At 67.3% G+C, this 18,302-nt stretch carries 18 protein-coding genes and 1 tRNA gene; 14 read left to right on the top strand and 5 right to left on the bottom strand.

The annotated features are described in order from the left end of the window. Positions 1 to 113: 113 nt before the first annotated feature. Positions 114 to 800 carry a Crp/Fnr family transcriptional regulator gene (locus tag ACSQ3D_RS18830; RefSeq protein WP_436127897.1) on the top strand — a complete coding sequence of 229 codons (687 nt, stop codon included), beginning with the start codon at positions 114 to 116 and terminating at the stop codon, positions 798 to 800. Between the two features lie 45 nt (positions 801 to 845). On the opposite strand, the gene ACSQ3D_RS18825 is transcribed toward ACSQ3D_RS18830, so the two are convergent. After that, positions 846 to 2,498, bottom strand: coding sequence for a carboxylesterase/lipase family protein (locus ACSQ3D_RS18825; protein ID WP_436127926.1), 1,653 nt, complete (start codon positions 2,496 to 2,498; stop codon positions 846 to 848). A gap of 237 nt (positions 2,499 to 2,735) precedes the next feature. Between ACSQ3D_RS18825 and ACSQ3D_RS18820 the strand changes: the two genes are divergently transcribed. From ACSQ3D_RS18820 to ACSQ3D_RS18795, 6 genes are all read left to right on the top strand, one after another. Continuing rightward, entirely contained in the window at positions 2,736 to 3,770 is a 1,035-nt protein-coding gene (locus tag ACSQ3D_RS18820; RefSeq protein ID WP_436127896.1) for an AraC family transcriptional regulator, read from the top strand. 107 nt (positions 3,771 to 3,877) lie between these two features. Further along, on the top strand, positions 3,878 to 5,359 hold the full coding sequence (locus tag ACSQ3D_RS18815; protein WP_436127895.1) for a protein adenylyltransferase SelO: 1,482 nt from the start codon (positions 3,878 to 3,880) through the stop codon (positions 5,357 to 5,359). Next, positions 5,356 to 5,769, top strand: a complete 414-nt coding sequence (gene msrB / locus ACSQ3D_RS18810) for a peptide-methionine (R)-S-oxide reductase MsrB (RefSeq protein ID WP_056419437.1) — start codon at positions 5,356 to 5,358, stop codon at positions 5,767 to 5,769. Before ACSQ3D_RS18815 ends, msrB begins: the two co-directional genes overlap by 4 nt. Positions 5,770 to 5,793: 24 nt before the next feature. Next, positions 5,794 to 6,333, top strand: a complete 540-nt coding sequence (locus ACSQ3D_RS18805; protein WP_056419435.1) for a septation protein A — start codon at positions 5,794 to 5,796, stop codon at positions 6,331 to 6,333. A gap of 11 nt (positions 6,334 to 6,344) precedes the next feature. Further along, the gene (locus ACSQ3D_RS18800) at positions 6,345 to 6,614 is read left to right on the top strand and encodes a BolA family protein (RefSeq protein ID WP_436127894.1); all 270 of its coding nucleotides are present in this window, start codon (positions 6,345 to 6,347) and stop codon (positions 6,612 to 6,614) included. Positions 6,615 to 6,684: 70 nt separating this feature from the next. Then, positions 6,685 to 7,470, top strand: a complete 786-nt coding sequence (locus tag ACSQ3D_RS18795) for a peptidylprolyl isomerase (RefSeq protein WP_056419427.1) — start codon at positions 6,685 to 6,687, stop codon at positions 7,468 to 7,470. A 329-nt stretch (positions 7,471 to 7,799) separates the two neighbouring features. Here the strand turns inward: ACSQ3D_RS18795 and ACSQ3D_RS18790 are convergent, their stop codons facing one another. From ACSQ3D_RS18790 to ACSQ3D_RS18775, 4 genes are all read right to left on the bottom strand, one after another. Then, entirely contained in the window at positions 7,800 to 8,582 is a 783-nt protein-coding gene (locus ACSQ3D_RS18790) for a heparan-alpha-glucosaminide N-acetyltransferase (RefSeq protein ID WP_436127893.1), read from the bottom strand. Positions 8,583 to 8,848: 266 nt separating this feature from the next. Beyond that, a tRNA-Pro gene (locus ACSQ3D_RS18785) sits at positions 8,849 to 8,925 on the bottom strand. An 89-nt stretch (positions 8,926 to 9,014) separates the two neighbouring features. Continuing rightward, a complete protein-coding gene (infA, locus tag ACSQ3D_RS18780) occupies positions 9,015 to 9,266 on the bottom strand; it encodes a translation initiation factor IF-1 (RefSeq protein WP_056165388.1) in 252 nt (83 codons plus the stop codon). Positions 9,267 to 9,493: 227 nt separating this feature from the next. Next, positions 9,494 to 10,753, bottom strand: coding sequence for an HPP family protein (locus ACSQ3D_RS18775; RefSeq protein ID WP_436127892.1), 1,260 nt, complete (start codon positions 10,751 to 10,753; stop codon positions 9,494 to 9,496). Between the two features lie 290 nt (positions 10,754 to 11,043). Between ACSQ3D_RS18775 and ACSQ3D_RS18770 the strand changes: the two genes are divergently transcribed. From ACSQ3D_RS18770 to asd, 7 genes are all read left to right on the top strand, one after another. Beyond that, positions 11,044 to 12,231, top strand: a complete 1,188-nt coding sequence (locus ACSQ3D_RS18770) for an ABC transporter substrate-binding protein (protein WP_056165384.1) — start codon at positions 11,044 to 11,046, stop codon at positions 12,229 to 12,231. Positions 12,232 to 12,467: 236 nt separating this feature from the next. Beyond that, positions 12,468 to 13,331, top strand: coding sequence for a branched-chain amino acid ABC transporter permease (locus tag ACSQ3D_RS18765; protein ID WP_436127891.1), 864 nt, complete (start codon positions 12,468 to 12,470; stop codon positions 13,329 to 13,331). After that, positions 13,328 to 14,338, top strand: coding sequence for a branched-chain amino acid ABC transporter permease (locus tag ACSQ3D_RS18760; RefSeq protein WP_436127890.1), 1,011 nt, complete (start codon positions 13,328 to 13,330; stop codon positions 14,336 to 14,338). Before ACSQ3D_RS18765 ends, ACSQ3D_RS18760 begins: the two co-directional genes overlap by 4 nt. Continuing rightward, positions 14,328 to 15,104, top strand: a complete 777-nt coding sequence (locus tag ACSQ3D_RS18755) for an ABC transporter ATP-binding protein (RefSeq protein ID WP_396505267.1) — start codon at positions 14,328 to 14,330, stop codon at positions 15,102 to 15,104. Before ACSQ3D_RS18760 ends, ACSQ3D_RS18755 begins: the two co-directional genes overlap by 11 nt. A gap of 178 nt (positions 15,105 to 15,282) precedes the next feature. After that, positions 15,283 to 15,999 (top strand): ABC transporter ATP-binding protein, encoded by a 717-nt coding sequence (locus ACSQ3D_RS18750; protein WP_056419408.1) that lies wholly within the window; start codon positions 15,283 to 15,285, stop codon positions 15,997 to 15,999. Positions 16,000 to 16,107: 108 nt separating this feature from the next. Continuing rightward, entirely contained in the window at positions 16,108 to 17,412 is a 1,305-nt protein-coding gene (locus tag ACSQ3D_RS18745) for a hypothetical protein (RefSeq protein ID WP_436127889.1), read from the top strand. Then, a complete protein-coding gene (gene asd, locus ACSQ3D_RS18740) occupies positions 17,405 to 18,256 on the top strand; it encodes an archaetidylserine decarboxylase (RefSeq protein WP_436127888.1) in 852 nt (283 codons plus the stop codon). Before ACSQ3D_RS18745 ends, asd begins: the two co-directional genes overlap by 8 nt. The last annotated feature ends 46 nt before the right edge of the window (positions 18,257 to 18,302 follow it).

Here is an 18,302-nt window from a genome sequence, read left to right as displayed (position 1 = left end):
TCAGTGCAGGGGCAGTGTGCGCCCCGGCCGCGGGCTTGCCAACACCTGTCGCCCGGTAGACAAACGCACAGGGATTACCCTGCATGCCATGCCGTGCAAGGACAATGCGGCGCATGCTCTGCTTTGCGCCCACTGCCCAGCGATTCATCGAAGCCCAGCCCTGGTTTGCCAGCGTGCCCGCAGCCCTGCAAGAGCGGCTGCGGGCCGAGGTGTTCTCCACCCAGGGCGACAAGGGCGCGGTGATGATGCCCGCCGGCAGCGCCGTGCAGGGCTGGTACGCGGTGCTGTCGGGCCTGGTGATGCTGCAAAGCCCGGCCAGCAAGGGCCGATCGTCGGCGTTCATCGGCGTGCCCGACGGCGAGTGGTTCGGCGAGGGCTCGGCCATGAAACCCGAGCCGCGCAAATACAACGTGGTCGCACTGCGGCCCACCACCTTGCTGTGCCTGCCGCTGCCGCTGTTCAACGCACTGCGCGAGACGCACCTGGGCTTCAACCAGTTCCTGGTGCTGCACCTGAACATGCGCCTGGGCCAGGCCATGACCATCATCGAGGCGGGCCGCACCCAGTCTACCGAGCACCGCGTGGCGCTGTACCTGAGCCGGCTGTTCTGGCGCAGCACGCGCCGGCTCAACCTCACCCAGGACGAGCTGGGCCAGTTGGTCGGCCTGTCGCGCCAGACGGTGAACCGCGTGCTGCAAACGCTGGAAGGGCTGGGCATCGTGTCTCTGGACTTCGGCAAGGTGGCCATCGTGGATGACGACGCACTGAGTGCATACCTTGCCGCCACGGTGGCATCGTGAACGGACATGGGCTTGGACATCACCGGGCAGGCTGACTGAACACGCTTATTGAACGCTGAGGCGCGCAGCCTTCTGGTCCGCGTCGAAGATGAACCTGCGCGGCCAGGCCTGCCACTCCTGCCCCAGGCCGGCGTGGTTGGGGTTGCCGGTGTGCACGAAGGCGCGCACGCTGTCCATCATCACGCCCGACAGCGCCATGCGTCCCGGCTGGTTGGCGGTGCTGTTGGCGGCCTTGGCCAGCAGCGAAGGGCCGAAGTTGCCGAACACGAACGGCAGATCGAAGCCGTGGGCTGCGCCGTACACATCGTTCCAGGGCGCGGGCTGCTGGGCCCAGTTGAACTGGTAGCTCCAGACGTTGGCCTGCTGGGTGCGCAGCGTGTTGAGCAGGTTGTCGCGGCTCGGGTCGATGAAGGCGGCGCCCAGAAGCTTCATGCGGGCGTTGTAGCCGGTGACCGGCGCAGTGACGGGCAGGTACGACGCGTCGATGACGTCGGCTGCGGTGAGCGCGGTGGGCGCATCGGGGTTGAAGCTTTGCGTCATCGCAAAGCGCTCGGCGTCGCTGATCTTCATGCCGGGCTTGCCGCCCAGCAGTGCGAGGAAGGGCGCGAAGAGCTTGGCCTCGTCCAGCGTGTAGCCCGACAGCACCGGCACCTTGTGGTAGCGCCCTGCCCCGATGGCGGCGATCGGGTCGACCGGAATCACCACGCCGTCCGGGATGGGCCCCGAGCCCGTGAGGCCGCCTTTGAGCACGGTCTGCAGCAGCACGCGGCCGTCCTTGCCGCGCAGGTAGCTGGCGGTGTGTGCGGGCGTCCAGCCCGCCACCAGCGCAGCCGCCGCTGCCGCGTCGGGCGCCAGCCCGTCGGCCAGTGCCAGGGCCGCCAGCAATGCCCCCGCCTGCGCCGCGTATTTGCTGGCCGGGTTGAGCGTGGGGATGGTGCCTGCGGGCAGGTTGGTGGGCAGCGAGATGCCGGCGCTGACTGGCAATGCCTTGTGGAACAAACCTGCGGCTGGCGGTGCGGTCAGCAGGGCCAGCACATTGGTGGCACCCGCCGACTGCCCCATCAGCGTGACGTTGCCCGCGTTGCCGCCAAAGCGGCCGATGTTGTCCTGGATGAAGCGCAGCGCCTGGATGTTGTCCAGCAGCGCGTAGTTGCCGCTGTACGCCTGGCTGCCGGTGTGCAGCGCGGGCAGCTGAAAGAAGCCCATCACATCGAGCCGGTAGTTGGCCGTGACGACCACCGCGTTGGCCTTGCGCGCCAGTGCCGCGCCGTCGTACACCGGGTCGGCTGTGTAGCCCGAGATGCCGCTGCCGCCGTGCAGGAACAGCAGCACGGGCAGGTTGTTGTCTCCGTTGGCCGGGCGCCAGATGTTCAGGGTCAGGCAGTCTTCGTTGCCCACGGGGGTGCCCAGGGTCTGGCCGATGGTGTCGTCAAAGCGGTTGTTGGCGCCGGGGCCGTACAGGCGCCCCATCTGCAGGCAGGCGCTGCCAAACCGCGTGGCATCGCGCTCGCCCGTCCAGGCTGCGGGCTCTGCGGGCGGTTGCCAGCGCAGGTCGCCCACGGGGGGCTTGGCAAACGGCAGGCCCTTCCAGGCGTAGGTGCCGGTGGTGGCGCTGTCGTCGGTGCCGCGCACCGCGCCGTAGCGGGTCTCGCGCAGCTCGGGTGGCGTGCCGCTGGAGCCGCCGCAGGCCGTACCCATCAATGCTGCCAGCACGGCGGCGCCAAAGCGCACGCGGCGTTGAAAATCAGCCATGTCTTGCCTCCTTGGGGGTTTTCAGGAATGGGTCGGGCCTCTCTGAAGCGTCACACTTGCGGCAGGGCCAAACCTCAGCGACGATTGTGTGAACGCATCGCCATCGGCCCACTATCGCAACCGTGCCAAAACAGTGACTTCAGAACACCACCCTCGCGTTAACCCTGACCCGGCAGCCCGGCCATGACACCGCGCACCAGCTCCGCCGCGTGGGTTCGCGGCATTGCGGACATGTTTGCAGCCGAAGGCCTGCCTGCCGCAGACCTGTGCACCGAAGCGGGCATCGACCTGCCCGCCCTGCTGCAGCAGCAGACCCGTGTGGATGTGGACCGCGTGAGCCGCCTGTGGGAGGCCGCCGCGGCGCGGTACGGCCGCCCCGGCCTGGGCCTGGCGCGGGACCTGGCGGCGCGCTACGGCAATGTGGACTTGGTGGGCTATGCGCTGGCGTCGGGCCCCAACCTGCTGATCGGCTTCGAGCACCTGCAGCGGCACATGGCCTTGATATCGGACGCCACCACCTTCGAGATGCGGCGCGACCCGCGCGGCCAGGGCCACTGGCTGGCGATCAGCCACATAGGCGCCAGCCGGCCCATTCCGCGCCAGCGCATCGAATTCGCGGTCCTGACCTTGTTCACGCTGTGCTGCTGGCTGACCCGGCGCGACCTGGTGCCGCAGGCCGTGGAGCTGACCACCCCGCCACCGCAGGACGACGCCCGTTACCGCGTGGCCTTCGGGGTGATGCCACGGTTCGGGCAGCCGGCCAACCGGTTCCTGCTGGCAGACGCCGACCTGCTGGCGCCCATCCCCACGCACAACCCCAGCCTGTGGGCGCTGCACGAGCGCATGGTGGAGTCCGAGCTGGACCAGCTCGGCCAGACGCTGGCCAGCACCCGAGTGCGCACCGAGATCGCGCGCGTGCTGCACCTGGGCGAGCCGCGGCGCGAAGACATCGCAGCGCGCCTGCACCTGACCGACCGCACGCTGCAGCGGCGTTTGCAGGCCGAATCCGTGAGCTACCAGCAGCTGCTGGACGACACCCGCTGCGAGCTGGCGCGCCAGCACCTGAGCGATGCGCGGCGCTCCTTGGGCGAGATCGCCGACCTGCTGGGGTTTGCCGACCAGAGCAACCTGTTTCGCGCCTGCAAGCGCTGGTTCGGCATGCCGCCCGGCCAGTACCGCGCGCAGGTGCTGCACCCCGAGCCCGAAGCGGCGTCCTGACACGACGGCGCTGTAAGGCGGCGCACGCCGGGGCTCGGCGGGGCCGGTGGCGCGCGGCCCATGGCCCTGTCGGCTCGGGGGCATCGGCGGTGCGAGACAATCGGACGATGAATCAGCGCGCCGACAGCGAAACCCCTGCCGACATCGGCCTGGCCTGGAACCACGGTTTTGCCGCCCTGGGCCCGGATTTTTATACCGAGCTGCGCCCTACTCCGCTGCCCGCGCCCCACTGGGTCGGCCGCAGCGCCGACGTGGCGCGTCTGATCGGCCTGGACCCTGCGGTGCTGCACACCGACGAGGCGCTGCAGGCGTTCACCGGCAATGCGCTGCTGGCGGGCTCGCGCCCTCTTGCCAGCGTCTACAGCGGCCACCAGTTCGGCGTCTGGGCCGGGCAATTGGGCGATGGCCGCGCCATCTTGCTGGGCGAGACGGCCAGCGGCTACGAAGTGCAGCTCAAGGGCGCCGGCCGCACGCCCTATTCGCGGGGGGGCGACGGCCGCGCCGTGCTGCGGTCCAGCATCCGCGAGTTTCTGTGCAGCGAGGCCATGCACGGCCTGGGCGTGCCGACATCGCGCGCGCTGTGCATCACCGGGTCGCCCGGCCCCGTGCGGCGCGAAGAGGTCGAGACCGCCGCGGTGGTCACCCGCGTGGCGCCCAGCTTCGTGCGCTTTGGCCACTTCGAGCACTTTGCCGCCAATGGACTGGAGCCCCAGCTGCAGGCGCTGGCCGACTGCGTCATCGACCGCTACTACCCCGCATGCCGCGGCACTGCCGAGCTCGGCGGCAACGCCTACGCAGCGCTGCTGCAGGCCGTGAGCGAGCGCACCGCACGCCTGATGGCGCAGTGGCAGGCCGTGGGGTTTTGCCATGGCGTGATGAACACCGACAACATGAGCATCCTGGGCCTGACCATCGACTACGGGCCGTTTCAGTTTCTGGACGCGTTCGTGCCGGGCCATGTGTGCAACCACAGCGACACGCAAGGCCGCTACGCCTACAACCGCCAGCCCAACGTGGCGTACTGGAACATGTTCTGCCTGGCCCAGGCCCTGCTGCCGCTCATCGGCGACGAAGAGCTGGCCAAGCAGGCGCTGGAGTCGTACAAGACGGTGTTCCCCGAAGAGTTCATGGCCCGCATGCGGGCCAAGCTGGGCTTGCCCACGGCACGCGAGCAGGACGGCGCACTCATCGACGGCATCCTGCAGCTGCTGGCCAAGAACGGCGTGGACTACCCTATCTTCTGGCGCCGGCTCTCGCACGCGGTGGGCAGCAGCGATTTCGAGCCCGTGCGCGACCTGTTTGCCGACCGCGAGGCGTTCGACGCATGGTTGCTATCATATTCAGAGCTACTTGCGCTGGATGATCCAGCGGTAGCAGCCGATTTGATGCTCAAGACCAACCCCAAATTCGTGCTGCGCAACCATTTGGGCGAACAAGCCATCCGCGCTGCGAAACTTGGCGACTTCAGCGAAGTCCAAACCCTTCAGCGGCTGCTGGAGCGCCCCTTCGACGAGCACCCCGGGCACGACGCCTACGCAGCCTTTCCGCCCGACTGGGCGTCTTCCATCGAGATCAGCTGTTCATCATGACCCACCCCGTACAAAAAACCGACGCCGAATGGCAAGCCGTGCTGCGCGACAAGGGCGCAGAACCCGTGGCCTTCCAGGTCACCCGCCATGCGGCCACCGAGCGCCCATTCACCGGCAAGTACGAAGCCCACTGGGCTGATGGCAGCTACCACTGCATCTGCTGCGGTGCCAAATTGTTCGACTCGGTGACCAAGTTCGACGCGGGCTGCGGCTGGCCGAGCTTCTCCGAAGCCGTGCCCGGCGCCATCAAGGAAATTGTGGACCGCAGCCACGGCATGGTGCGCACCGAGACGGTGTGTGCACAATGCGGGGCCCACCTGGGCCACGTGTTCGAAGACGGCCCTGCGCCGACCGGCCTGCGCTACTGCATGAACTCGGCGTCGCTGGACTTCGAAACCGACAAGGGCTGACCGCCGAGACTCTCGCCTGACTTCATGAAAATTCTGATCGACTTCTTCCCCATCCTGCTGTTCTTCGGGGCCTACAAGTTCTATGGCATCTACGTGGGCACCGCCGTGCTGATGGCCGCCACCGTGGTGCAGATGGGCCTGATCTACGCGATGGAACGCCGGCTGCAGACCATGCACAAGGTGACGCTGGTACTGATCCTGCTGTTCGGCACGCTCACGCTGGTGCTGCAGGACGACCGCTTCATCAAGTGGAAACCCACGGTGCTCTACGGCGCCATGTCGATCGCTTTGGCCGTGGCCTTGTGGATCCTGAAGAAGAACTTCCTCAAGATGCTGCTGGGCGGCCAGCTGACGCTGCCCGACGCCATCTGGACGCGGCTGAACGTCGCCTGGATCATCTACTGCGCCTTCATGTCGGCCGTCAACGCCTACGTGGTGCTCAACTTCAGCACCGAGGCGTGGGTGGACTTCAAGCTGTGGGGCTACGCCTTTCCGCTGGTCTTTCTGGTGGGCCAGGGCATCTACATCGCCCCGCACCTCAAGAACGACGAGCCTGTGGCCTGAGGGACGCCGACATGACCACGTCCATCTCCACAGCGCAGCAGATGCACCAGACCCTGGCCCAGCGGCTCACGCCCACCGCCCTGGAGGTGCTGGACGAAAGCGCCGCCCACGCCGGGCATTCCGGGGCCAATGGCACCGGCTTCGGCACGCATTTTCGGGTGCGCATTTCGTCACCTTTGTTTACAGGCAAGCCCCGGGTCGCGCAGCACCGCCTTGTGTATGATGCGCTGCAAGAATTTATTGACCAAGGCGTCCACGCCCTCGCCATTGAAGTTCTCTGAACCGGCCCCAGCTACCCAGGCGCCGGATTTCAGCTGGCGCAAAAACAACCTTTCAATTTTTGGATTCCGCATGAAGAAACAGCTCCTGTCCGGCCTCGTCGCCGCTGCCGTGCTGGGCACCGTGGCCCTGCCAGCCTTTGCCCAGAACGTGGCCATCGTCAACGGCAAGGCCGTGCCCAAAGAGCGCGTTGAAGCCCTCAGGCAGCAAGTGGAACGCTCGGGCCGCCCCGTGACGCCCGATATCGAAGGCCAGATCAAGGAAGAAGTGATCACCCGCGAAATCTTCATGCAGGAAGCGCAAAAGCGCGGACTGGAAGGCTCCGCCGACTACAAGTCGCAAATGGAACTGGCACGCCAGACCATCCTGATCCGCGAACTGTTCGCCGACTACCAAAAGAACAACCCCGTGACCGACGCCGAAATCCAGGCCGAGTACGACAAGTTCGCGGCCGCCAACAGCGGCAAAGAATACAAGGCCAGCCACATCCTGGTGGAAAAGGAATCGGACGCCAAGGCGATCATCGCTTCCATCAAGAAGGGCGCCAAGTTCGAAGACATCGCCAAGAAGCAATCCAAGGACCCAGGTTCTGGCGCCAAGGGTGGCGACCTGGATTGGGCCAACCCATCGAGCTACGTGGGTGAGTTCAGCGAAGCCCTGGTCAAGCTCCAAAAGGGCAAGATGACCGAGACCCCCGTGAAGAGCCAGTTCGGCTACCACATCATCCGCCTGGACGATGTGCGCCAGGCCGAGCTGCCCAAGCTTGAAGAAGTGAAGCCCCAGGTCGCCCAGCAACTGCAACAGCAAAAGCTGGCCAAGTTCCAGGAAGACCTGCGCACCAAGGCCAAGGTCGAGTAATCTAATCCATCGACAGCGCTTCTGGGCAACCCAGAAGCCAGCGGCTCGGCCTACCGGGCCTGCCCCCCAAAAAACGCGGCCCAGGCCGCGTTTTTTCATGGGCGGTCGGGCCACATCACGTTGCACCACGCCGGCCCGCGCAGCCAGAGATCATGCGGAGAATCCCGACATGCAGGGCTCCCGCGTTTGTGCCGGTTCCGAGTCGGTCCAGGCCGATCGATGTCCATTCCAGGCCCGCTCCAAAGCGCCAAGCCTTCACACCACAAGCTCCTGCCCCGCGACTCCTGCGCCAAGACTTTCGGCACGCCCAGGAACCTGGCCTCAGGCCGCTAGGACCTCCACCAGGCCACCGCCATCAACACGCCGATCATCACCGGCTGGTGCACCATGTAGTAGCTCAGACTCCACCGCCCCAGCCAGGCCAAGGGCCGCAGAACCGTCGGTAGCCGCCACTGCAGCCAGGCACCGCGCCGGGCGAGCAGCCATTGGCCGCTGGCCAGCCCCCACCACATCACGCCCAGCCAGGGCAGCACGGGCACATAGTCCTCGGTGAATGGCTTGCGCCCCACCAGGCCCAGCCAGTTGAGCCAGCGGCTGTTGAACCAGGGCGCTGCGTCGGCCCAGGCGCCCGTGAGCAGATGATGGGCCAGCGGCGGCAGCGCCACCGCCAGCAAGCCCGCCAGCCACAACCCGCGGCTCCAGCCCGCCGTGAGCCGCGCCACCAGCAGCATGACGGCCATGCCGTGCAGCACACCGAAGTAGATGAAGCTCTGCGGAAACATCACCACCGAGCCCACGGTGACCAGCAAGGCACAGCCCGCGATCTGCCCCCAGCGCCGCCCGAAGCGCGGCCACCCCTGCCCCTGGTGCAAGGCGATGGCCTGCCCCAGGCCTGCGCAAAAGAGAAAGAGGCTCACGATGACCGTGCGCTGCGAGGTCCAGAACGGGTCGGCGCGGAAGTTCTGCGGCCAGAAGCCCAGATGGCTCAGGTCGAAGCAGAAGTGAAACACCGTCATCCACACCATGGCCAGACCGCGCAACGCATCCACCGTGTCGTAACGGGGTTGCCGCGGCGCAAGGACAAAGGGAGGCGAAGGCACAGGTGGGGTCATCGTGTTCGGAGTGGGTCAGCACGGCGCCATCAACAGCCCTGAAGCGGCCCTGGAGGCACCAGACAGCATGCGGCGCGGTGTGGATGGTGACGCGCGGTGCAGCGGTGCAACGGTGCAGCGGTGCAACGGTGCAACGGTGCAACCGGTATTCTGCCCTGCGGCACCCGCACTCCATGCGATCCGAAGCGGGCTTGTCATCCGAAACAGACAAGCAGGCCCACAAAGCAAAAAGGCCTTGCAGCATGTGCTGCAAGGCCTTCAAACATTGGTCGGAGCGGCGGGATTCGAACTCGCGACCCTCTGCTCCCAAAGCAGATGCGCTACCAGGCTGCGCTACGCTCCGACAGCTCGTATTCTATAACGGAATTTCAGCTGTTTTGGATTCGTTGCGGTTTTTTTGAAATTTTCAACACACCGCACGCGAACACCAGGTTATCGATTACCGCCAGGGCCCGGGCCGCGGCCTGCCAGGTGGCGGAAGGTGATCCGGCCCTTGCTCAGGTCGTAGGGCGACATTTCCAGCGACACCTTGTCGCCCGCCAAGATACGGATGTGGTGCTTGCGCATCTTGCCGCCGGTGTAGGCAATCAGTTGATGGCCATTTTCCAGCGTGACGCGAAAGCGCGAGTCGGGCAGGACTTCCGTGACGGAGCCTTGCATTTCAATGAGTTCTTCTTTGGCCATGTTCTATCTCTTCAAACAAATATTCTGTGATCGGCGCCTGACTACTTGTGCATCCACCATGGCAGCTACGGCGTGACCGGTTGTACTCGGCACACGGTGCATTGCGGGCGGTGGGAGTCGCTGCACCCGGGGCGCAGATCAGGCAGAAAGCCGGGGGAGACGGCGTCAGTGGACAGGCAAAGCGCTGTGCAAAGCCTGTCAATTGTACCGCGGAACCCTTTTTTTGCCTATGGCGCGGCGGTGGGGGCTGCGGTCTGCACACAGCTGTCCGACGGGCCGCCCTGCCCCGCTGGGCCGTCGCGCCCCTGCACCACGATGGCCAGCGTGCGCACCAGGTCCGTCTGGGTGATCACGCCCACAAGGCGTTCGCCGGCGTCCACGATGGGAATGTGGTGGTGGCCACCGTGCGAGAACAGCGGCACCAGGTCCATGGCGTGCTGGTCCGTGCGGGCCACCTGCACGGGGTGCGACATGATCTCGCCCACCGTGCCGGGCTGGTCGCCGCGCCCCATCACCAGCGCACGCAGGCGCCGGCCCAGGCCCTCGTGGACTTCCAGGTTGGCCAGCCGCATGAAGTCCGCCACGGTGATGATGCCGGTCACGAGTTGCTGCCCGTCCACCACGGGCAGCGCCTTGATCTGACGGGCACGCATCAGGGCCCAGGCGTCCTTGAGCGACACGCCCGCCTCCACCGCGAATGGCGGCTTCGACATGATGTCCGCGCAGCGCACCTCGCCCAGCGTGCGCTGGAACGCTGCCCGCCCGGCGAGGTACAGCAGCCCTTCCAGGTCCGCGCGGCTCACGTCCAGCACCTGGTTGTAGTGCGCCAGCGCCGCATCCACGTCGCCTGCGGTAAAAGCACCAGGCGCCACGCTGGCACGCACCGGCGTGCGCTGGGGGTGCGGATAGCTGCGCCCGGTCAGGCTGTTGTAGACCACGCCCGCCACCAGCAGCACGACCACGTTGAACAGGATCGGGAACATGGCCAGATGAACCCCGTCGCCCGCCGTCAGCACCACATACAGCGCCATGGCGCCGCCCGGCGGGTGCAGGCAGCGCAGCGGCACCATGAGCGCCACGGCCAGCCCCACCGCCAGCGCGCCAGCCAGCGCCGGATCGGGCACCAGCATCGAGCACACCCCGCCGACCACGGCCGACAGCGTGCTGCCGCCCAGCACCGGCCAGGGCTGCGCCAGCGGGCTCGACGGCATGCCGAAGACCAGGATGGCACTGGCACCCAGCGAAGCAATCATCCAGGGCCCGTGCGCAATGCCGACGCCCTGCGCCCACCACCGGCTCAGCAGCGCGGTGATGAAAACGCCCATCACGGCACCGACGATGAAGCGCAGCCGCTCGCGCCCGTCGATGCCCAGTGGCGCCGGCCAGAAGTTGCGCAGCCAGCGCCCGATGCGGGCGCGGGACGTGATGGCAGCGGGCTGGGGCTTGGCGGCGGACGATGAAGCGGAACGGGACTCGGAAGAGGACATTGAACAGTCTGAGACGGGGAGCGACACCCTCTCGTCGCGACACAGGAGGCCGCAGGCCCTGCAAGCCTCGCAGGCCTGCGGAGGCCATGAAAAACGGCCCCGCATTGTGCTCCGCTGGGCTGGACAGCGCTCAAGCGGGGGCTCTGCTGCAGCCCCAGGCCGCACGCCGGTCCACCACCGCCCACCGGCCCACCAACCGCACCTGCGCCATCGGTACGGGTAAGCCATAGTTTTCTACAGGAGGGCCTTGGGTTAAATTGCTTTAAGCCTAAACAAAGGAGACCCGCCCCATGACCACCCGCCGACTCGTCATCAGCCGCAGCGCCGCCCTCGTGGGCGCCGCATCCACGGGCCTGTTGCTGCCCTCCATCGTGCGGGCGCAAAGCGGCAAGGTGCGGGTCGGCTTCATGCTGCCGTACACCGGCACCTTTGCGCAACTGGGCGTGGCCATCGAGAACGGTGTGCGCCTGGCCATCGACCAGCAGGGCGGCAAGCTCGGCGGCCGCGAGATCGAATGGTTCAAGGTGGACGACGAGTCCGAGCCCAGCAAGGGCGTGGAAAACGCCAGCAAGCTGGTGCAGCGCGACAAGGTGGATGTGCTGATCGGCACCGTGCACTCGGGCGTGCAGATGGGCATCCAGAAGGTGGCGCGCGACACCGGCGTGCTCAACCTGATTCCCAACGCGGGCGTGCATGCCGCCACCCGCGCGCTGTGCGCACCCAACGTGTTCCGCACTTCGTTCAGCAACTCGCAGCCCACGCTGGCGCTGGGCAAGGCCATGGTCGAAAAGGGCCACAAGAAGGCCGTGTGGATCACCTGGAAGTACGCAGCCGGCGACGAAGCCTTCGAGGGCTTCAAGCAAAGCTACACCGCCGCCGGCGGCACCATCGTGAAGGAACTGGGCCTGCCCTTCCCCAACGTGGAATTCCAGGCGCTGCTGACCGAGATCGCCGCGCTCAAGCCGGACGCAGTGGCCTGCTTCTTCGCGGGCGGCGGCGCGGCCAAGTTCATCAAGGACTACGCGGCCGCAGGCCTCAAGGACAAGATCCCGCTGTACGGCTCGGGCTTCCTCACCGAAGGCGTGCTCGATGCGGCGGGCCCCGCGGCCGACGGCATCATCACCACCATGCACTACAGCGATTCGCTGGACACGCCGCGCAACAAGCAGTTCCGACTGGAATACGCCAAGGCCTTCCGCAGCCAGCCCGACGTGTATGCCGTGCAGGGCTACGACACCGGCCTGCTGCTGGTGCAGGGCGCCAATGCCGTGAAGGGCGACCTGTCTGCCAAGCCCGCCGTCATCAAGGCGATGGAAAGCGCCACCATCGACAGCCCGCGCGGCAAGTGGACGATGAGCAAGTCGCACAACCCCGTGCAGGACATCTACCTGCGCCGCGTGGAGAACAAGGAAAACAAGGTGATCGGCGTGGCCGCCAAGGCGCTGGCCGACAGCGGCGCCGGCTGCCGCATGGGCTGAGGTGGGCGGACACGCTGCCCGACGCAGCGGCCCCGCCCTTGTTCTTCGGCACGCTACGTGCACGACGGCACTGCCTGCGCGCGGGCGTGGCCCATGCGCGCAGGCGCTGAGCCAGGGCGTCTACCTGCCTTGCGCGGGACACACCGCACCATGACACACTCACCCGTGGATGACTCCACCGCGCAGGCCCGCAAGCTGCCCGCCGCACTGCACCCGCCGCCACCCTCACCACGCCCATGGACTTCGCGACCTTTCTGATTCAACTGCTCAACAGCGTGCAGTACGGCCTGCTGCTGTTCATGCTGGCCGCCGGCCTCACGCTGATCTTCGGGATCATGGGCGTAGTCAACCTGGCGCATGGCAGCTTCTACATGCTGGGGGCCTACCTGGGGTATTCGCTGTCGGGCTACTTCGGCGGCCTCACGCTGGCCATCCTGGGCGGGGCGGTGCTGGCCGTGGTGTTCGGCCTGGCGCTGGAGTGGCTGCTGTTCCGGCACTTCTACCACCGCGACCACCTCGACCAGGTGCTGCTGACCTTTGGCCTCATCTACATCTTCGAGGAGCTGCGCTCCATCCTGTGGGGCGACGACGTGCACGGCGTGGCCATCCCGAAGATGCTGGAGTGGTCCATACCGCTCACGGACACGCTGTCCTACCCGGTGTACCGGCTGTTCATCTCCGGGGTCTGCATCGTGCTGGCACTGGGCCTGTACCTGCTGATCTCCAAAACCCGGCTGGGCATGAAGATCCGCGCAGGGGCCTTCAACCGCGACATGGCGGAGTCGCTGGGCGTGAACATCAAGCTCATCCATGCCGTCGTGTTCGCGATCGGCGTGGGCCTGGCCGCCGTGGCGGGCATGGTGGCAGCGCCCATCTCCAGCGTCTACCCCAACATGGGTTCGTCGGTGCTGATCATGTGCTTTGTGGTGGTGGTGATCGGCGGCATCGGGTCGGTGCGCGGCGCGCTGATCGCGGCGCTGCTGGTGGGCCTGGTGGATACGTTCGGCAAGGTGCTGCTGCCCTCGATGGCGGGGATGCTCGTCTACATGCTGATGGCAGCCGTGCTGCTGTGGAAACCTGAAGGCTTGTTCAAACAATGAGCACCCCGCGCTCCAACATCGAAGTGCTGCCCCGCAGCGCGCAGTTCGTCCTGGCCATGGGCCTGGTGGCGCTGCTGGCGTTCCCGTTCGTCGGCAGCGACTTCTACGTGCAGATGGTCACACGCATGCTGATCATGGCCATCTTTGCGATGAGCCTGGACCTGCTGCAGGGCGTGACCGGGCTGGTGTCGCTGGGCCATGCGGCGTACTTCGGCGTGGCCGGGTATGCGCTGGCCTTCCTCACGCCCGCCGACGCCCCGGTGAGCCTGTGGTGGACCCTGCCGCTCGCCGTGGCGGGCGCGGGGCTGGTGGCCCTCGTCATCGGCTTCTTCGTGGTGCGCACCCACGGCATCTACTTCATCATGGTCACGATGGCGTTCGCGCAGATGGTGTTCTATTTGTTCTTCGACAACAAGGTGCTGGGCGGCTCGGACGGGCTGTACATCAACTTCCGGCCCGATGCGTCCATTTTCGGCTGGCTGCCGTTCGACCTGGAAGGCCGCAAGACCTTCTACTACTTCACGCTCGCGCTGGTCGTCATTGTCTATGTGCTGCTGCGCCGCCTGCTGTGGAGCCCGCTGGGCCGGGCGCTGGCGGGCGTGCGCATCAACGAGCACCGCATGCGCGCCATGGGCTTCGGCACGCGGGGCTACAAGCTCACCGCGTTCACCGTGGCCGGCGCCCTGGCGGGGCTGGCGGGCTACCTGTGGGGCGCCCAGACAGGCTATGTGAACCCCGAGCTCATGGGCTTTCACATGAGCGCGCACGCGATCATGATGGTCATCCTGGGCGGCATGGGCAACTTTGCCGGGGCCATCGTGGGTGCGTTTGCTTTCGAGATCCTGCTGCATGTGTTCAAGGACATCACCAAGCACTGGCAGTTGCTGATGGGCAGCTTCATCGTGCTGGTGGTGCTGGCCGCGCCGCGCGGGCTGCTGGGCATGCTGAACTGGCGCCGGGCCAAGGCGCAAACCGATGCACCGGAGGGCACGCACCATGGCCGATGACGTGTTGCTGTCTGCCCGCAACCTGACCAAGCGCTTCGGGGGCCTGGCTGCCGTCCACGGCGTGTCGGTGGAGCTGTGGCGGGGCCGCATCCATGCGGTCATCGGCCCCAACGGCGCGGGCAAGTCCACACTGACCAACCTGCTCTCGGGCGACTTGCCGCCCACCTCGGGCCAGGTGCAGCTGGGCACCACCGACGTGACGGGCTGGGCGCCCGAGCGCATCTCGCGCCAGGGCCTGGGACGCAGCTACCAGAAGACCAACATCTTCATGCCGCTGACGGTGCACGAGAACGTGCGCCTGGCCGCACAGTCGCGCGACCCGCAGCAGCCCTGGAACCCGCTGCGCTGGTGGCAGGACACGCGCCACGCCGCTATCAATAACAGAGCGCTTCACGCCCGCCTGGAAAGCGCTATGGAGCTGTCGGGCCTGAAAGACCGGCGCACGGCCATCGCAGGCACCATGAGCCACGGCGAGCAGCGCCAGCTGGAGATCGCGATGACCCTGGCCACCGAGCCCCAGGTGCTGCTGCTCGACGAACCGCTGGCCGGCATGGGCGTGGCCGAGGCCGAGCGCATGGTCGGCCTGCTGCAGCGCCTCAAACCCGCGCACGCCATCATGCTGGTGGAGCACGACATGGACGCCGTGTTCGCGCTGGCCGACCGGCTCACCGTGATGGTCAACGGCGAAGTCATCGCCCACGGCACACCCGCCGAGGTGCGCGCCGACGCGGGCGTGCAGGCCGCCTACCTGGGCGAGGACCACTGATGTTGAAACAACACCCCCCTGAGGCCCTGCGGACCTTCCCCCCGCTCTCGCATTGCTTCGCAATGCAGGCAGGGGGACGCAGCCAGCGCGGCGGGGCGGCCCTTGCGCGGCTGCCCGCGCATGGGCCGCGCCAGTTTGGCGGGCTGCGGGTAGTGCGCCGCGTAATGGGGTCAATGAGATGAGCAACATCCCCTGGATCGACGCCCGCGGCATCCACACCTTCTACGGCCCCAGCCACATCCTGCATGGCGTGGACTTTCGCGTGGGCCGCAGCGAAACCATCGGCCTCATGGGCCGCAACGGCATGGGCAAGAGCACGCTGCTCAAGTCGCTGATGGGCCTGGTGCCGCCGCGCTCGGGCAGCGTCACCGTCGCCGGGCGCGACATGACCGGCCGGCCGCCCTACGAAGTGGCGCGCCTGGGCATCGCCTACGTGCCCGAAGGCCGCGGCATCTTCGGCAACCTGAGCGTGGTGGAGAACCTGCAGATGGCCGCCCGCGCCGGCACGCGCGGCCAGCGCGACTGGACCTACGACCGCGTGCTGGAGACCTTTCCGCGCCTGAAGGAGCGCCTGGGACACGGCGGCCAGCAGCTGAGCGGCGGCGAGCAGCAGATGCTCACCATCGGCCGCGCGCTCATGACCAACCCCGACGTGCTCATCCTCGACGAAGCCACCGAAGGGCTGGCCCCGCTGATCGCGCGCGAGATCTGGCGCATCTGCAGCCTCATCAAGGACAGCGGCATCAGCAGCGTGATCGTGGACAAGAACTGGAAACACGTCACGCAGATCACCGACCGCAATGTCATCCTGGTCAAGGGCCAGGTGGTGTTCGAGGGCAGCTCCGACGCGCTGCAGGCGCAGCCCGCGCTGCTGGAGCAGTACCTGGGGGTGTAATCGCTGCGCGGAGTGCGGGCGTGTAGCATCCAGCGCTTGAGCCTGCGGCCCCACGCCACAGGCGCACCCACCCCCTCGCCCCACCACTTGCGCTGCCTGCGCTGCCCCATGAGCCCCCTCGCCTTCCTCGCCATCGCCCTTGCCGCCCTGGTGCTGATCAATGCCGCCGCCACGCGGCGCGTGCTGCGGTCCGACGAGTTCTCCCAGCGCAAGGCCCTGCTGGTGATGGGCGTGTGGATCGTGCCGTTCATGGGCGCATTCCTGGCCTTTCACCACCTGCCCGCACCCGCGCAAGCGGCGGCGCGCCGGCAGGCGGCAGCAACGCCAACCACAGCGGCACACGCCACCGTGGCGCCCACCAGCATCGAGCTCGCGGGCAGCGCGCCGTTTGACGTGCTGGCCCACCTGCACACCGTGCCTGGCGGCTTCGTGCAACTGGACTGGCAGGCCGTGGACGAATGGGCCACCCGGCCGGGGGCCGCCGAGCCTGTGGTGACCGAGGCGATCAACCAGGCCCGCCGCGCATGGCTCCTGCACCTGCGCGACGCGCTGGGCGGCCGGGTGCAGCCCCATCCTCACCTGCACGAGAGCGAGGACGTCTACATCCTGTCCGCCCTGGAGCCTGCCGTGGCGCGCGCCACCGCGCAGTTCGTGAGCAAGACCCGCCAGCGCATCCTCAAGGTGCTCGACGGCGTGGCCCACTTCCATGCGGGCGAGAAAAGCGTCGTGCTGGTGCTGGACAGTGAAGACACCTACTACGAATACGTGGCCCAGTTCTACCCGGATGCGGGCGAGTTCGCGTTCAGCGGCGGCATGTTCATCCACCACGGCTGCCCGCACTTCGTGGTGGTGCAGGCCGACCTGGCTGCCATCGAGCCCGTCATCGCCCATGAGCTGACCCACAACGCCCTCTCGTATCTACGCCTGCCCACCTGGCTGGACGAAGGCCTGGCCGTGAACACCGAGCACCGCCTGGCCGGCGCTGCACGCGGGCAGCAAACGCCCCAGGCCATGCACCAGCGGCACCAGCGCTTCTGGACCGACGAGCGCGTGCAGGAGTTCTGGACGGGCGACTCCTTTCACCGCACGGACGACGGCAACCAGCTGTACTACGACCTGGCCCGCATCGCCGTGGCGCAGATGGCCGCCGGCGATTGGGCCGCGTTCACCCGGTTTGTGACGACCGCCAGCCGCAGCGATGCCGGGGCGGCAGCGGCGCGCGATGCGCTGGGCGTCGACCTGGGCGAGTACATCGGCACACTGGTACAGGCCGATGCACCCGCCCGCTGGGCGCCCCGCCCCGATGCCTGGCACGCCGCCCATCCCGCGACGACAGCCGCATCCCTCTCCCACCGACGGGCCCCCGTAGAATGGCCCGCTCCGCTCCATCAAGGAAGTCCATCCCGTGTCTGACCGCCTCGCCGTTCTTCCGCAGTACCTCATTCCCAAGCAAGCATTGACGGCCCTGGCCGGCAAGTGTGCATCGGCGCAGTTCGGGGGCCTGACCACGTCGGTGATCCGCCGCTTCGTGGCGCGCTACAACGTGAACATGGCCGAGGCCGCCAACCCCGACATCACGAGCTATGCGTCGTTCAACGACTTCTTCACGCGGGCCTTGAAGGACGGTGCGCGCCCGCTGGCCGATGCGGACCTGATCTGCCCGGTGGACGGCGCGATCAGCCAGTTCGGGCCCATTGCCGAGGACCAGGTCTTTCAGGCCAAGGGGCATGCGTACTCCACCACGGCGCTGGTCGGCGGCGACGCGGCCCTGGGTGCACGCTTCGAGAACGGCCATTTCGCCACGCTGTACCTGAGCCCCCGCGACTACCACCGCATCCACATGCCGTGCGCAGGCGACCTCACGCGCATGATCCACGTGCCGGGGGAGCTGTTCTCGGTCAACCCGACCACGGCGCGCGGCGTGCCGGGCCTGTTCGCGCGCAATGAACGCGTGGTCTGCGTGTTCGAATCGGAGCGCGGCCCGTTCGTGCTGGTGCTGGTGGGGGCGACCATCGTGGGCAGCATGGCCACGGTGTGGCATGGGCAGGTGAACCCGCCGCGCCCCGGTCATCTGCGCCAGTGGGACTACCCGGCCGGCCAGGTGAGCCTGCAAAAGGGCCAGGAGATGGGCCGCTTCCTGCTCGGCTCCACGGTGGTGATGCTGTTCCCGCAAGGGCCGCTGCACTTCAACCCGCAGTGGGCGCCGGCGCGGCCCATTCAGCTGGGCGAAGCGATGGGGCAGCGCGCCATCGCCTGACCCGCACACGTATTGCAGTGCCGCGACCGTGTCCCACCAGGGCACG

Origin of the sequence: Acidovorax sp. LjRoot117 (assembly GCF_964252695.1) — a bacterium.
Classification (GTDB): domain Bacteria; phylum Pseudomonadota; class Gammaproteobacteria; order Burkholderiales; family Burkholderiaceae_C; genus Acidovorax.
This window is presented reverse-complemented; position numbering and strand designations above follow the sequence as displayed.